The organism is Sphingomonas sp. FW306-05-A (assembly GCF_058782275.1).
The window spans coordinates 449,774-464,276 of the sequence record NZ_JBYSXN010000001.1 but is presented as its reverse complement, the minus strand read 5'-3'; the positions used below and the strand labels follow the sequence as shown (position 1 = coordinate 464,276).

The 14,503-nt window shown below is 64.4% G+C and carries 11 protein-coding genes; 6 read left to right on the top strand and 5 right to left on the bottom strand.

The annotated features are described in order from the left end of the window. Nucleotides 1-20: 20 nt before the first annotated feature. Nucleotides 21-1,502: a tetratricopeptide repeat protein gene (locus tag AC3WJR_RS02100; protein WP_492721864.1), complete on the bottom strand. Its 1,482-nt coding sequence runs from the start codon at nucleotides 1,500-1,502 to the stop codon at nucleotides 21-23. A gap of 207 nt (nucleotides 1,503-1,709) precedes the next feature. Between AC3WJR_RS02100 and AC3WJR_RS02095 the strand changes: the two genes are divergently transcribed. The 5 genes from AC3WJR_RS02095 (at nucleotide 1,710) to AC3WJR_RS02075 (ending at nucleotide 7,172) form a co-directional block, all read left to right on the top strand. Beyond that, complete coding sequence (locus AC3WJR_RS02095; RefSeq protein ID WP_354279561.1) at nucleotides 1,710-2,315, top strand: polysaccharide biosynthesis/export family protein; 606 nt, start codon at nucleotides 1,710-1,712, stop codon at nucleotides 2,313-2,315. Beyond that, on the top strand, nucleotides 2,312-3,613 hold the full coding sequence (locus AC3WJR_RS02090) for a hypothetical protein (protein ID WP_492721862.1): 1,302 nt from the start codon (nucleotides 2,312-2,314) through the stop codon (nucleotides 3,611-3,613). The genes AC3WJR_RS02095 and AC3WJR_RS02090 overlap by 4 nt, the downstream gene beginning before the upstream one ends. Further along, a complete protein-coding gene (locus AC3WJR_RS02085) occupies nucleotides 3,610-5,043 on the top strand; it encodes a GumC family protein (protein ID WP_354279558.1) in 1,434 nt (477 codons plus the stop codon). Before AC3WJR_RS02090 ends, AC3WJR_RS02085 begins: the two co-directional genes overlap by 4 nt. Before the next feature lie 34 nt (nucleotides 5,044-5,077). Then, nucleotides 5,078-5,875 (top strand): CpsD/CapB family tyrosine-protein kinase, encoded by a 798-nt coding sequence (locus tag AC3WJR_RS02080; protein ID WP_354279556.1) that lies wholly within the window; start codon nucleotides 5,078-5,080, stop codon nucleotides 5,873-5,875. A 115-nt stretch (nucleotides 5,876-5,990) separates the two neighbouring features. Beyond that, nucleotides 5,991-7,172: a glycosyltransferase family 2 protein gene (locus tag AC3WJR_RS02075; RefSeq protein WP_492721859.1), complete on the top strand. Its 1,182-nt coding sequence runs from the start codon at nucleotides 5,991-5,993 to the stop codon at nucleotides 7,170-7,172. 177 nt (nucleotides 7,173-7,349) lie between these two features. On the opposite strand, the gene AC3WJR_RS02070 is transcribed toward AC3WJR_RS02075, so the two are convergent. Genes AC3WJR_RS02070 through AC3WJR_RS02060 form a run of 3 tightly spaced genes read right to left on the bottom strand, consistent with a single transcriptional unit; the run spans nucleotide 7,350 to nucleotide 9,993 of the window. Beyond that, the gene (locus AC3WJR_RS02070) at nucleotides 7,350-8,405 is read right to left on the bottom strand and encodes a glycosyltransferase (RefSeq protein ID WP_492721857.1); all 1,056 of its coding nucleotides are present in this window, start codon (nucleotides 8,403-8,405) and stop codon (nucleotides 7,350-7,352) included. Then, complete coding sequence (locus AC3WJR_RS02065; protein ID WP_354279550.1) at nucleotides 8,402-8,932, bottom strand: serine O-acetyltransferase; 531 nt, start codon at nucleotides 8,930-8,932, stop codon at nucleotides 8,402-8,404. The genes AC3WJR_RS02070 and AC3WJR_RS02065 overlap by 4 nt, the downstream gene beginning before the upstream one ends. Further along, complete coding sequence (locus AC3WJR_RS02060; protein WP_492721855.1) at nucleotides 8,929-9,993, bottom strand: glycosyltransferase family 2 protein; 1,065 nt, start codon at nucleotides 9,991-9,993, stop codon at nucleotides 8,929-8,931. Before AC3WJR_RS02060 ends, AC3WJR_RS02065 begins: the two co-directional genes overlap by 4 nt. A 128-nt stretch (nucleotides 9,994-10,121) precedes the next feature. Here AC3WJR_RS02060 and AC3WJR_RS02055 point away from each other — a divergent pair, with 128 nt between their 5' ends. Further along, entirely contained in the window at nucleotides 10,122-10,922 is an 801-nt protein-coding gene (locus AC3WJR_RS02055; protein WP_492721853.1) for a WecB/TagA/CpsF family glycosyltransferase, read from the top strand. 49 nt (nucleotides 10,923-10,971) lie between these two features. On the opposite strand, the gene AC3WJR_RS02050 is transcribed toward AC3WJR_RS02055, so the two are convergent. Next, nucleotides 10,972-14,379, bottom strand: coding sequence for a calcium-binding protein (locus AC3WJR_RS02050; protein ID WP_492721851.1), 3,408 nt, complete (start codon nucleotides 14,377-14,379; stop codon nucleotides 10,972-10,974). Nucleotides 14,380-14,503: the final 124 nt, after the last annotated feature.

The window sequence follows — 14,503 nt, the reverse complement described above, 5'->3', positions numbered from 1 at the left end:
GTCCGGTCAGCCCCGCCGCATCAACGTTGCAGCGGATCGCTGGACAGATGGAAGCTCGCGAGCACGGCTTGCGCCCGCGGGCTAATCTGCGCCGAACGCGCCATGTCGCGGAGTACGGTCGACGCTTCGTCGCTCCGCCCGCGGGCGACCAGCATCTTCGCCAGCCGCGCGGCAGCACGCGTTGACGCAGGCGCGACTCGCAAGGCTTCGCGCAAATTGGCTTCCGCCAGTTCGGGCTGGTTCTGCACCAGTAGAATATCGGTCAGCGCGAGACGCGCCGTGATGTTCGTGACGTCGTCGGTCACGAGTTGCCTGCCATCCGACAGGGCACCCTCATAATCATGCATTGCCGCGCGCAGCCGCGCGCGGGTCAGCAGCGCCCGTGGCTGCGACGGATCGACGTCGAGGACATCCTGGACACGGGCCAATGCATCCTGAACGCGGCCCTTCAACCCCACGGAAAACGCCAGCGCGGCCTTTGCGTTGGAATTGCCCGCGTCGGGCTCACCCGTCGGCACGGCATCGCCGAGCACCCGAAGCGCGAGATCGGGTTGACCGATCTCGTTGGCGAATTGCGCGAACGTGGCCTTTATCTCGATCGCATCCTCCTGCCCCCCAAGCAGGATCTGCTGTGTCGACAGGGCATCGCGGCCCGCGTCCAGCCACATCTCGAGAATCTTCGACGCAAGCGCGATGTCCTTGGGGTTCTTTCGCAATACCGGCAGGACGAAGTCGAAGGCCCCGTCGGGACGCCCGGTCTGGTACAACCAGTCCGCATAATCGAGCTGCATCTGCGTATCGGACGGATTGGCGTTGGCGAGGCGCGCGAGTGTCTTCTGATAGCCGTCGGCATTGCTGGTCTTCTGATAGAGATCGCGCAGGAACACGAGGCGCGAGGTGCCGTCACCAGGAGCCTTGAGCGATTCCTCGATCAACGCCGCAGCGGCAGCATTGTCGCCCTTATAGGCCAGCGCTTGGCCCTTCAGGATCAACGCCCCGACGTCGGCGGCATTGGCCCCCAGCACGCGATCCGCGAACACCAGCGCATTCTTCCAGTCGCCGCGTTGCAACGCAGCACCACCCTTCATCGTCAGTGGCAATGGATCATTGAGGTTGATGACGAGCAACTGGTCCGCATAGCGATCGACCTTGTCGGGCTGGCGCACGTTGAGCCCGAGCTGGCACAATTGCCGCAGCGCCTCGATGTTGCCGCGATCGAGCTGATAGACGTTCTCATAGGCGTCGAACGCCCCGGCGAAGTTCTTGGTCGCCAGGCTGATGTGCGCCGATGTCAGCCAATAGTCGCTGACATCGTCGCGAATGCCGAGCGCGGTCTGGATGTTGCGCCGCGCCACCGCGAAATTGCCCTGTTGCAACGCGGCTTCGGCCTCCGCTGCGGCCTGCGCGGCGCGGGTGTCCTTCGACGCACAGCCGCTGACCCCGCCGACTAGAAGAAGCGACGCGGCGAGGGCCGCTGCGAACCGTGCAGGCAAAGGCTTCATTGCGGGAAACGATCCGATAGCGCGTAAGGATGGGACAAGCCGACCGTGCCGGGGGCCGACGCGCATTGTCAATGTCTTCATCTGGGATGGCCGATACGGCTACAGGACAACACGATCCAATATCCGCAGCGTTAAGGCTGCTTTCACCTAGCGTGACATACTGCAGTTGCGCTAGGAACCAAAAAACCGGTCAACAGGGAAATTCATATGATCTTTTCGGTACGAGCCGCACGCCATTGTGCGGCGGTGGGACTTTTGGCGCTCGCGGTCCCGACCGTGGCACAATCCGCACCCAATGCGCCGGCACAGCTGCGCGCGTATCGGATCAACCCGGGCGACGAGATCGAGATCTACGTATGGGGTGAAGAACGCCTCCAGCGGATCGTCAAGGTCCTGCCGGACGGCACCTTCTCCTTCCCGCTGGTTGGGCAGATCGATGCGCTGGGCAAGCTGCCCGCGGATATCGAGACGCTCGTGTCCAAGGGACTGCGTTCGCAATATCGCGACACCGTCCCGCAGGTTACGGTCTCGGTCAAATCGCCGATGGGCTTGCAGTTCAGCGTCGCGGGCAAGGTGAAGGCAGCCGGTGCCTTCACTGCCGGCCGTTACGTCAACGTGCTCGAGGCGCTGGTCATGGCGGGCGGCCCCGCCGACTTCGCCGACGTCGGCAACGTCGCGATCCTGCGCAAGTCGGGAACCGGGCTCAACGTCATCAAGGTTCGCCTGACCGACATCCTGAAGGGCAACCCGAGCGGGCGCGATCTGGCCGGCCTGCCGCAGCTGGAAAGCGGCGACACGGTGATCGTACCGTGAAGACACGTTCCTGTCTCGCGCTGTGCGCGGTAACCCTGGCGGCTCCCGCGTTCGCGCAAACCACCGAAACGCGGTTAAGCGCGGACGTGTCGAGCTCGCTCGGTTATTCGAACAATCCCTTCGCGACGATAGGATCCGATACGGGTGCAGGATTCGTACAGGTCGATATCCGGCCGCAGCTGCGAATCCTGCGCGAACGCAGCGCGTTGACGATCAGCGCCGATGCAAACGTCCAGCAGTATTTCAACCGGTACAACCGGTCGGACAATTACTCCGGCGGCGTCGACTATAATTTCGTGCCTGCGGAATATGTCCGCGGGCATCTGAACGCGAGCGTCCAGAGCTCGCTGATCGGCTCGACCAACGATCTCGCCAACCGGTTCGCCACCGTCCAGCAGCCGGGGACGGTTCCGTCGACCGACATCGGACCGGCGCCGGTCGACCCGATCAACATGCTTCCGGTCAACACCGGGACCGATATCGGCTTGTTCGGCCTCGGCGCACGCCGTCGCACGATCAACGGGGGCGGCGACGTGTCCGCCACGCTGTCGGCGCGTGACGTCGTCACGGGCAGCGCGTTCGTCATCAATTCGAAGTTCTCCAATTCCGGCAGCACCGGCGTGATCGCGTCCGCCCTTGGGGATTATACCGGGTACGGCGGGACGGTCGGCTACAGCCGCCAGATCACGGGCTATGTCCAGGGCGGCCTTCAGGGGTCCGCCGCGAAGTACGACTATGAAATGGTCGGCGGCGACACGACGGTCTATTCGGTTCAGGCGACGACGACCGCGCGGATCAACGAATATTGGACGCTGAACGGCGCGCTCGGCGTGTCGTTCATCAACCGCGAGATCGGTGGTTCCACCGCGGCGCTCTCCGGCAGCCTGGCGATGTGCCGCCGCGGCATCCGCGTTAATTACTGCATCAACGCCAATCGCGCGGTACTGCCGACGGGGGCGATCGGTACGCAGGTGTCGACCTCGGTCGGCGGCAGCTATGCGTACCGCATTACCGAACGCAGCAACATCAATGCGTCGGCAGACTATAGCAAGAACAGCACGCCGAGCGGGGTCGGCGGGATCGTAACGCCAGTTGCGCTGAGCAACGAATATCTGCGCGCTACGATCGGTTACGACCGTCAGCTGCGTCAGCGCCTGCGCTTGATCAGCTCGGTCAACTACCGTAAGATTTTCGGTGGCAGCTTTATTGGTGGCAATGTCATCGGCACCAGCACCAGACGGCCAAGCGACTTTGGCGGATTGATCGGTGTCGCAGTGCGCCTCGGGGATATTCGATGAACGACGAACTCGATCTGGCACAGAGCCAGGAATCGGATACTTCCTCCAATTTCATCGGCAGCCTCCCCGTCATCCTGTGGGAACGGCGCTGGCTGATCATCGTCCCGTTCGTGATCCTGAGCATCGCCGGGATTGCGGCGGCCTTCCTGCTCCCGCGTTCGTATCGGTCGAGCGCGACGTTGCTGGTCGAATCGCAGAACCTGCCGAGCGACACTGCGGCATCGGGCCCCGGCGACACGGTGATCGACCGCCGCATGGCGAAGATCCGGCAACAGATTCTCAGCCGTCCCGATCTCGTTGGCTTGATCCAGGCGAACAACCTGTATGACGCGTCGGCGCGCAACGAACCGCTTTCCAAGCTGGTCGACCGGATGCGCGACGCGACCGCAATCAACGCGATCAATGCGGACGTCAACCGAGGCGGCAACGCCGGGTCGATCGCCTTCTCGCTGACGTTCGACTATCCGACCGCGCCGCAGGCGCAGCTGGTCGCGCAGACCTTCGTCGACCGCCTGCTGAAGCTCGATGCGTCGCAAACTCAGGCGGAGGCGCAGACCAACGCGCGCTTCCTCGAGGACCAGGAGGCCAATCTCCAAGCGCAGGTCAACGGGATCGAGACGCAGATCAACCGCATCACCGGCCAGAATGGCGCGGCGCTCGCGGCATCGAACATCGGCGTGAGCGTGATGGGCGCCGGTAGCGACTTTGAAGGCCAGATCGCCAACCTCCAGCGGCAGAACGCCGAGCTGCAGGCGCAGATGGGCAAGCCCGCGGTCGGTCGCGACCCCAACGTCATCGCCGCCGAGGCGCAACTGGCAGCAGCGCGCGCGCAGTTTTCGGACGATCACCCCGACGTGAAGCTCGCCGAGAGTCGTCTGGCGGCAGCGAAGTCGACCGCTTCGGCGTTCCAGACCAACAGCGTTTCGTCGGTCGTGCAACGCCAGATGGCCGCGAACAACAGCGCGATCGCGCAGTTGCGCAACGCCAAGGCGATGACGGAGAGCCGCGCGACGACGATGGCGGCGGCACAGGCCCGCGGGCCGGTGATCGCGCAACAGGTCGCGCAGTTGCAGTCGCGTGCGGACGTCCTGCGCGCCAATCTCGGGCGGATCCAGACCAACCTGCTTAACGCACGGTCGGTCGTGAAGATCTCGGACGAGCAGCGCGGCGAACGCCTGACGCTGATCGACCCCCCCGTCACGCCGGATACGCCCACCCAGCCCAACCGGCCGATGCTGATCCTCGGCGGCATCTTCGGCGGGCTTGCCGCGGGTATCGGTCTGGCATTGCTGTTCGAGCTGATTGCAAGCCCGATCCGGAGCGTGGGTACGCTGACGCGGCTCACCGGGGTTCCCCCGCTCGCGGTCATTCCGGTGATCTCGAAGAAGAAGGCACGCCGTCGCTCGAGTTCCCCCAAGGCCGCAGCTTAACCAGCGCCTTACCTCTTCGATCTAAGGTATCCTAATGTCGCGTTCCTGGAACTCCTCGACCACCGACGGTCCCGCGCCGGATCTGGTGCTGTCCCCCGACAGCATCGCCGACCCGATTGACCAGTTCGATTCCCCTCGCCGGGGCGTGTTCGGCTTCAACAGCCGTGATCGCCGGTCCCGTCCATTCAACCTGCTTCGGTCGCAGATCGTCAAGATCATGCGCGCCAACCAGTGGAAGGTGATTGGCATCACCTCGGCGACGCCGCGTGTCGGCAAGTCGTTCATGGCGGCTAACCTTGCGGCATCGCTGTCGCGCATTCCGGGGACGCACACGCTGCTGTTCGACCTCGATTTGCGGCGCGGGTCGATCGCGGAAATCTTCGAGATCCCCGAGGGCGTCGGCATCAACACCTTCCTTGCGGGCGAAGTCGACTCGCTTGATGCCGCCTCGCGCGAGATTGCCGGCACCGGACTGACCGTGTTCCCGTCCTTCCCGACCGACCACAGCTCGGCCGAGCTACTCGCAGGCGAACGGTTGCGCACGCTCGTTTCGGCAATGCGCAAGCTGCCCGACGACGTGATCTGCATCTGCGATCTGCCGCCCGCCTTCGCCAACGACGATGCCGCGATCGTCCTGCGCGAGATCGACGCGTATCTGATGATCGTCGAGGAGGGCAAGACGACCGCCCGTCAGGTCAAGGACACGCTCGAGATCCTGCGTCCGGCGCCGTGCATGGGCACCGTGCTCAACCGCTACAAGGGTGGGATCGGCGGCGACGATTATGGCTTCGGTTACGGCACGCAACGCTATTACGACGCTTATTACTCCTGAGTCCGCCGGCTGAGGCCGGTATCGGATCGGGACGTCGGCAACGGGGGACGGTCGTGCGCATTGCCAATCGGATCGACAAAGATCGAGCGTTCGCTTTCCAGCGGGAAATCGGGTGATGGGACCGTTCGACCTGATCGCAGGGCTTGCGCTGGCGCCGATCGCACTGATCGACGGGGCGTTCCTGCTGGAAACCGGTCTCGGGCTGCGCCCCGACCGCAGCCCCCCGCCCCCGGCCCGCGACAAGCAGGTCGTGGTGCTGGTCCCTGCGCATAATGAGGAACGTACGCTCGCCGCGTCGGGTGCCGGGCTGGTTCGGTTGCAAAGCGCGTCCACCCGTGTCGTTCTCATCGCTGACAATTGCAGCGACGCGACCGCTGCAGTGGCGCGCGGCATGGGCCTGGAAGTGATCGAGCGACAGGACGCGGTCCGTCGCGGCAAGGGCTATGCCCTCGCCTTCGGTCGCGACCATATCGCGGCGTCCCCGCCCGACGTTGTCGTCGTGGTGGATGCGGATTGCGAAATTGATCCGGCGGGCCTTGCCCGTCTGACCGACACGGTAATGGCAACCGGTCGTGCGGCGCAGGCGGCCTATCTGTTCCGCCCCGCCCCGTCGGCACCGCCGGTCGTGCAGATTTCGAACTTCGCGTTCTTCGTGAAGAACCGCATTCGTCAGCGTGGGATCCAGCGGCTTGGCGGCGCGGCGATCCTTACCGGGTCGGGTATGGCGTTCCCCTGGGCACCGTACGCCGCGCTCGATCTGGCGACCGGGAACGTCGTCGAGGATCTCGCGATCGGGATCGGACTGATCGAGCTCGGTCAGCCGGCTGGATATTTCGACGGGGCGACGGTCCGTTCCGATTGCAGCAGCGACGACGGGTCGAGCACGCAGCGCGCGCGCTGGGAAGGCGGGTTCCTCGCGATGGCACGGCGGCACGGGCTGGGGCTGCTCGGATCGGGGATCGCGCGCGGCAACTGGGCGCGGTTCTGGATGGGGGTGCACCTATGCGTCCCGCCGCTGTCGATGCTGCTCGCGGCGAACGTGGCGATCACGCTGCTGCTGGCCGTGGCGGCGTTGCTCGGGGTTTCGCTTGTGCCGCTGATCGTGGCGGTGGTCCTGCTGGGGCTGCTCGGCGCGGTCGTGGTGCTGGCGTGGGCCGGCGAAGGGCGGATGCATTTGCACCGTGATGCCGCGGTCCGGCTGCCGCGCTATCTGGTTTGGAAGCTCGCGATGTACGCGCGGTTGTTGACGGGGCGGCAGCGCGTGGCGTGGACGCGGACCGAACGGATCGATCCTTAACCGCACACTACGCTTCCCCGGCGAAGGCCGGGGCCCAGTCGTGATGGCCGAGATAACGACGCGCAGCTTCTCGCAATCTTCTGTTGCGCTACTGGGCCCCGGCCTTCGCCGGGGAAGCGATAGAAGAGAAAAGCGATCGGAGAGAAGAAAGGCTCCTTTCCGTCGCGGATCGGCAGGTCAGGCGCCCGGCTTCGCCATCCATGCAGGCGGCTGATCGATTGGATCGTCCCAACGCGCGACATGCGGTTGCAGATCGGCTTTGCTGGGCAGCATCCCGTGCCGCAACAGGTCGCGCGCTTCGTTCGCGACGGGCAGATGGCTGCCACCCAGCCCGACCGCGCGTCTCACCAGATACAGGCCGTGCCCCGCAACCCAGAACCCGTTCGCCAGCATCGCCCCGGTTCGTCCGTGCGTGCGCGCATACATGCGGCGGCGGGCTTCGTACCAATAGCGCGGTAGCGGCGGCAAGGTCTTTGCGGCCTTGCGCTCGTAATTGACCCCGGTCGACGCGCCGCCGATGTGGCGAACGCGGCTGGCGGGTTCGTGCCGGATCGTCCAGCCTGCTTTGACTAGCCGGAACATCAGCTCGACTTCCTCGAAATAGAGGAAGAAGCCCGTGTCGAACAATCCGGCCTGCTTGAGCGCGGATCCGCGGAACATCGTGCTCGCACCGGTCACCCAATCCGCCTCGCCCGGCTCGGTCACCAGCATCGGCTTGACCCCGAGCATACGGCCAAGCGCATTGACCCGCGACCCGCGGACAAGTTCGCGCAGCGGCGACATGTTGCCGAAGGCGGAGCCGGATTCGCTGCCGTCCGCGTTGAGCAGCAAGCTACCCACCGCAGCGCAGCGGGGATGGTTGTCGAGCACCTTGCGCAATGTCGTCACTGCGCCCGGTTCGACCTCGGTGTCGGGATTGAGCACGTGAAAATAGTCGGGCGCATCGACCGATTGCGACAGGCGCTGGATCGCCTGGTTGTTTGCCCAGCCGAACCCGCCGTTGATCGGCAGCGCGAGCAGCTCGACCCAATCCGACAAGGCGGGATCGGCCACGCCCGCGCGGATTGCTTCAGCGGAGGTGTCGCCCGAACCACCATCGACGATGACGACGCGCAACCCCGGATTATCCGCCCGGTCGGGCATCAGCGCGCGTGCCGCCGCCAGCGCGAGGTCCGGCGTCCGGTAATTGACAATGATGACGGCGACCCTGGTCGCAGCGGCGGCGTCGATCATCGGATTTCCCTCGTGCTGATAATCTTCGCGGGAATGCCGACCGCGACCGCGCCAGCGGGAATGTCCGCCAGCACCACCGCATTCGCGCCGATCGCCGCACGATCGCCAATCCGCACTGCGCCGAGGATCACCGCGCCCGCCCCCACGTCGACTCCCGATCCGAGGATCGGCGCGTCGGCGGGGGCGTCCATACGGCGGATGCCAAGCGTACAATTCTGCCGGATGATGCAATCGTCACCGATCACACTATTGCCGTGGATCACGATCCCGCCCTGATGCTCGATCACGACGCGACGCCCCAGCACGACCGAATACGGTAACTCAATGCCGTAGCCGTTGCGGCAGCGGCGGAACATCAGGCGGTACAACAGGCTGAACGGAATGCGCAGCGGCTTGGGGCGCACCCCCATTCGCCACACGCCGAAACGATGGATCGCGACCGCGCGGAAGCCTGGACGAGTCCAGTCGCGTCCATGCGCCACCCAATCCTCGCGGATTTGCGCCCATAGCGATGTCGGGCCGCTCATCCGCGCGCGGAGCCGCTGTTATATTCGATCAGGTCGGACCGGCGCCCGGTGAGCCGACCGATCTGGAAGCGGGCAAGTCCGATCATCTCGGCAAATTTTCCGATCATCAGGAACACACCCGTCAAGAACGCCTGACGCGGCGGCAGCGTTGCGCGGCGCTTGGCAGCGATCCGCAGCGCCTGCAACGGCCACACCGCTGCGAACGCCAAAGCGGGCAGCAGCCAGACGGGTCCGAACACGATCGCGAACAGCACCATCACCATCACCAGCGCGGGCAGGATTCCGCCCCACAGCACGATGCTGCGACACTGCCGCCGCCAGTCCGGCTCGCGCAAGCCGGGATGCCGGTCCGCGAGCTCGCCGAAGGCATGGCCAGCGCGCTCGGTCCGGCGCCACCATTGCCCGAACCGCAGGATCGCAGCGTCGTGGATCGTCATAGCATGATCGATCCGGTACAGCCGCCACCCGGTCTTGCGCAGGCGAACCGACATGTCGGGATCCTCGCCCGCGATCATTTCCGCGTCATAGCCATGGATCGCGGTCAGCGCGTCGACCCGGACCATCACGTCGCCACCCCCCGCCGCGGCTTCGCCGACGGGGACGTTCCATTCGTCGTCGCAGAATGCGTTGTAGATCGATCGCTCGGGAAAACGCTCGCGACGCCGTCCGAACACCAGCGCGAGTCCAGGGTCGCGCTCCAGCGCATCGCGCGCGGCATCGAGCCAACCCGGCGCGAGTTCGCAGTCGCCGTCGACCATCTGGACATAGACGAGTCCCGAATGGTCCTGCAGTAGCCGCTCAAGCCCGGCATTGCGCGCGCGGGCGGCGGTGAACTTGGGCGGAACCGCGAGCTCGACGACCGCCACGCCCTGCGACCGCGCCCACGCCACGCTGTCGTCGGTCGATCCCGAATCGACATAGACGCGCGCGGCGGTCCCGCTGGTCGAGGCGATGCAGCGCCGCAGCCGCTCGCCCTCATTGCGGCCGATCATCACGACGCCGACCTGCGCGCCCTGCGTCTCGCCGCGCAACTCCGGGCGCGGGTCCGTCAAAGGCGGCATGATTCGATCCATCCTTCGGGCTAGCCCCACGCGGCCCCTGCTTGTCAACCGCATGATGCTGGGCGCTTGACGCCGGGGTCGCCAAGCTGGCACCGGGAGCGCCGTTCATCAGCGGGGGAAATATTGCCGTGACGTCGACGCGACAACCGCCCGCGCAGGACTCTGCCGGGCAAAACCGGTTTCCCAGGACCAACTTCCTCGGCCTCGATTTTGATACGGCAGAGGCCGCCGAGGTCATCGCCTTCCTTGACACGCGACGGGCGGACGATCGCTTCGGCTATGTCGTCACCCCCAACGTCGACCATATGGTCCAGATTGATGCGCAGCCCGAACTGCGCCCGGTCTATCAGGGCGGATTGTTGTGCCTCAACGACAGCCGCGTACTGGCGCGGCTTGCGAAGCTGTACGGGATCGCTCTGACCGTCGTGCCAGGGAGCGACCTGATCGTCGCGCTGTTCGGTTCGGTGCTGAAGGATGGCGACCGGCTCTGCATCGTCGGCGCAAGCGCGCCGTTGGTCGCGCAGTTGCGCGCGCAATATCCGCGCATCACGATCATCCATCACGAACCACCGATGGGGTTGCGCCGCAACGCCGCCGCACGGAAGGCGGCAGTGGACGCGGCCGCCGCGGCGAACGCGCGCTTCACGCTGCTCGCGGTCGGCGCGCCGCAGCAGGAGATCCTGGCGTCCGAAATGGCGGCGGCGGGAACGGTCAAGGGAACGGCCTTCTGCATCGGCGCGGCGGTCGATTTCATCGTCGGAGCGCAGGTGCGCGCACCACGGATCGTCCAGCGGGCGGGGATGGAATGGTTCTGGCGGCTCGCGGGAAGCCCGCGGCGGCTGGGTCGACGCTATCTGGTCGAGGGGCCGAAGATTTTCCGGATCGCTTTGCGCTGGCAACGCGACCGGAAACGGAACGCAAGGGTCTGACGTAGCAGATCCGCGCCGGGGGTGATCCACCCCCGGCGCGGATCCGCCATCAGAACACGAAGTCGTTCGCCAGGATGCCGCTGGTCGACTTCACGGTCAGCACCATGTCGGCGACACCGTCGCCATTGGTGTCGGCGGACACGGTCCAGTCGCTGCCGCTCGCCTGCACGCGCAGCTCGCCTGCCTTCTTGGTGAAGTCCGCGGTGCCGACGAAGCGGAACGCGTCCCGCGTCGTCGTGGCGCTGTTCGCATCGATCGCGCTGAGGTCGATCTTGTCGCCCTGCCCTGCGCCCAGCACTACCGTCGCCGAAGTTGCGACCGTCTTGCCGAGGTCGCCCGGGAGGAAGCGATAGATGTCCGCGCCGGCGCCACCGTCGAGCAAGTCCTTGCCGCCGCCGCCGTACAGGATGTCGTTGCCGGCATCGCCGAACAGCTGGTCGTCCCCGGTGCCGCCGTACAGCGTATCGTTGCCACCACCCCCGCGCAGGGTGTCATTGCCGCCACCGCCACGCAGGATGTTCGCGGCATTGTTGCCAGTGATCGTGTTATTCCCGGCGTTGCCCGTCCCGTTGATCGCCGCATTGCCGTCCAGCCACAGCGTTTCGACATTGTCGGACAGCGTGTAACTGACGGTCGCGCGAACCACGTCATTGGTCCCTTCCCCGGGAAGTTCGATCACCTTGTCGTTGACGTCGTCGACCGTATAGGTGTCGTTCCCCGCGCCGCCGTACATCGTGTCCGCACCGATGCCGCCGTCGAGCACGTCGTCCCCGGCGTTGCCGTACAGCGTGTCGTTCCCAGCACCGCCCCACAGATAGTCGTTGCCCGAACCACCCGTCATGACGTTGGCGCTCGCGGTGCCCATGCCGATGAAGTTGGACGACCCCAGATACCGCAGGTTCTCGACGTTGGTGGACAGCATGTACATCGACAGCGTGGTGTTGACCGTGTCGTTCCCGCCGTTGGCAAGCTCGATCACCTGGTCGGCGTAGTTATCGACGACATAGGTGTCGTCGCCGGCACCACCGTTCATGCTGTCGGCCCCTGCCCCGCCATCGAGATAGTCGTTGCCGTCGCCGCCGAGCAGCGTGTCGTTACCGGCACCGCCGAGCAGCCGGTCATTCCCCGCGCCACCCGACAGCGTGTCGTTGCCAGCCCCACCGGTGATGACGTTGTCGAGCGCATTGCCCGTACCGATGAAGGCGGTGCTGCCGAGATAGGTGAGGTTCTCGAGATTGGCCCCGAGCGTGTAACTGCCGAGCGTGGTGCGAACCTCGTCGATCCCTTCGTTGGCGAGTTCGGTGACGAGGTCGCCCGCAGTGTCGACGACATAGGTGTCGTTGCCAGCCCCGCCGCGCATCGTGTCCGCGCCTCCTTTACCGTCGAGAAAGTCATCACCTTCCCCTCCGTCGAGCACATCCTTCCCCGCTCCGCCGATCAGCGTGTCGTTCCCCGCGCCACCCGACAAGGTGTTGCCGTACGCCCCGCCGGTGATGACGTTGTCGAGCGCATTGCCCGTGCCCGTGAACGCAGCGGCGCCGGCATAGGTCAGGTTCTCGACGTTATCGCCCAGCGCGTAAGTGCCGAGCGTGGTGCGCACCTCATCGACCCCGCCGTCGGCAAGTTCGGTGACGACATCGCCTGCGTCGTCGACGATATAGACATCGTTGCCCGCGCCGCCGATCATCGTGTCGGCGCCCGTGCCACCGTCGAGATAATCGTCGCTGCTACCACCGATCAACCGGTCCTGGCCGGCGCCGCCGCTGAGCGTGTTCTTGCCGTTGCCGCCGACGATCACATTGTCGAGCGCATTGCCCGTTCCGATGAACGCTCCGGTCCCGGCGAAGCCAAGGTTCCGCGTGGTCGCATCCATCGCATATTGGTTGAGCGTGGTTGCAGCATCCAACCGGTCCTTCGAGAAGACCGTATCTTCCTTGACCGGTGCGACGTTCCCCGCCTTGGCCAGCGCGATCAGCGCGTCATACTTGACGCTGCCGGTATCGTAGGTACTGGTCAACGCACCCCACTCGCCCCACTTCGACGGCCAGCCGACGTTGTTGAACGCGTTGATTTCGGTGCCGCCGGCAGCGGCAAAGCCTTCCGCCATCTGCTTGTACAAGTCCGCCATGCGCGGATCGGTGCTGATCTTCTCCAAGAATGCCTGGATCTCCGGCTGGGCCGCCGAAGAATAACGAAACGACGTCGTGCTGACGCCGCCTTCATAGGCTACCAGCTCCAACCCCAACTTCTTCGCGACGGCCGCCTGATACACGCTTTGAGCCTGGACGCGCGCCAGCGATGCCTTGAACGCTTCGATCCCCGAAACAAGTCCAGCTTCGCCGGCTCTTGCCCACGACAACAAATCGGCTTCGCTGACCTTGTCCAGATCAAAATACGTCGTGACCGCATAGTCGTCGAACAGCTTGGAGACATCGCCGACCCGCGCGACGCCCTTCAGGATACCGCCTTCGAGTCCAAGCCATGCGGTCTGGGTCGACAGAACGCTTTCCTGACGGCTCGGTGCATCCGCGAATATCGCCTTCGCGATCGTCGCGATCTGGGCTGAACGATAACCGTAGAACTGCGTGTACCCGTCCCCGACATGCTCGGCGGGATTCTTGGCATCGACGACGCCATCGCCGTTGACATCCTTGCCAAACAGCTTGTTGCCCATCTCCAGCGCATAATGCGCTTGCGAAAACTGCCAGTTCCAGACTTCGTTCGAATACTCGACCTTGACCTGCAGCGACGGATCGAGGTTGTCATGAACATATTGCAGCGTTTTTTTGACGTAATCGTCGTCTGCCTGCGCCGGAATGTTCAGCCACATGTTGTTCTTGGTCTTGTTTGCAAGCGCAACCATCACTTCGATGGGCACGTTGCCTGACCAGGACGCACTATCCAGCGTCCTGCGCGTGTCCCAACCCGTTACCTTGGAATCGTTGGTACCGCTCCAGTCCATAAAGCGCAGCGTCGAGAACGGATCGATCTTTTCGACAAAAGCTGGATTGAAGATTTCGCCAGCATCGAACATCGCCAGTTGATCCTGACGGACGATCTGAATGCTGGTAGGTGGGTTTGCCGAATTGATAGCGTTGATGGTCAGCTGCGCCTGGCTGGTTCCGCTATATCGGAAAGTGATTTCGCCAGGTTTTTGACTGATAATTTGGCTGGAGGAAATCGAAAAATTTGCCTCGCCCTTATAGCGCAAAACGTAGACATCGGGCATCGGAAGCGATGCCGGGTCCAGCTCGATCATAGCGTACATGTGTGCACCACCCGAGGGTATTGCATTCGGATATCCGTTGGCGTCCATCGGCGGAGCGCCCATCGGGGTATATTTACTATCGCGTACCGTCCAGTTACCGATCGTCTTGAAGCGATCGAGGAACGGGAACTGGTTGCTGTAATAGTTCACGCCAGCGAGATTCATGCCAATAGCGGGTGTGTCGGTCATCTTTATTCCCCAACGTCAGTGCTTTGACCATCGTGTTACCGCACGTGACGTATGAGAATCGCTAGCTTCTATAGTTAATTTTGGCGAAACCATATCAGCCTCGTCGTCAGGCCGATTTGCTTGT

Excerpts from the sequence above, each read along its gene's own strand:
- AC3WJR_RS02065 (WP_354279550.1), bottom strand. The coding sequence starts at position 8,932 with ATGAGCGGCCCGACATCGCTATGGGCGCAAATCCGCGAGGATTGGGTG.
- AC3WJR_RS02080 (WP_354279556.1), top strand. The coding sequence starts at position 5,078 with ATGTCGCGTTCCTGGAACTCCTCGACCACCGACGGTCCCGCGCCGGAT.
- AC3WJR_RS02070 (WP_492721857.1), bottom strand. The coding sequence starts at position 8,405 with ATGATCGACGCCGCCGCTGCGACCAGGGTCGCCGTCATCATTGTCAAT.
- AC3WJR_RS02075 (WP_492721859.1), top strand. The coding sequence starts at position 5,991 with ATGGGACCGTTCGACCTGATCGCAGGGCTTGCGCTGGCGCCGATCGCA.
- AC3WJR_RS02085 (WP_354279558.1), top strand. The coding sequence starts at position 3,610 with ATGAACGACGAACTCGATCTGGCACAGAGCCAGGAATCGGATACTTCC.
- AC3WJR_RS02050 (WP_492721851.1), bottom strand. The coding sequence starts at position 14,379 with ATGACCGACACACCCGCTATTGGCATGAATCTCGCTGGCGTGAACTAT.
- AC3WJR_RS02095 (WP_354279561.1), top strand. The coding sequence starts at position 1,710 with ATGATCTTTTCGGTACGAGCCGCACGCCATTGTGCGGCGGTGGGACTT.
- AC3WJR_RS02100 (WP_492721864.1), bottom strand. The coding sequence starts at position 1,502 with ATGAAGCCTTTGCCTGCACGGTTCGCAGCGGCCCTCGCCGCGTCGCTT.
- AC3WJR_RS02060 (WP_492721855.1), bottom strand. The coding sequence starts at position 9,993 with ATGCCGCCTTTGACGGACCCGCGCCCGGAGTTGCGCGGCGAGACGCAG.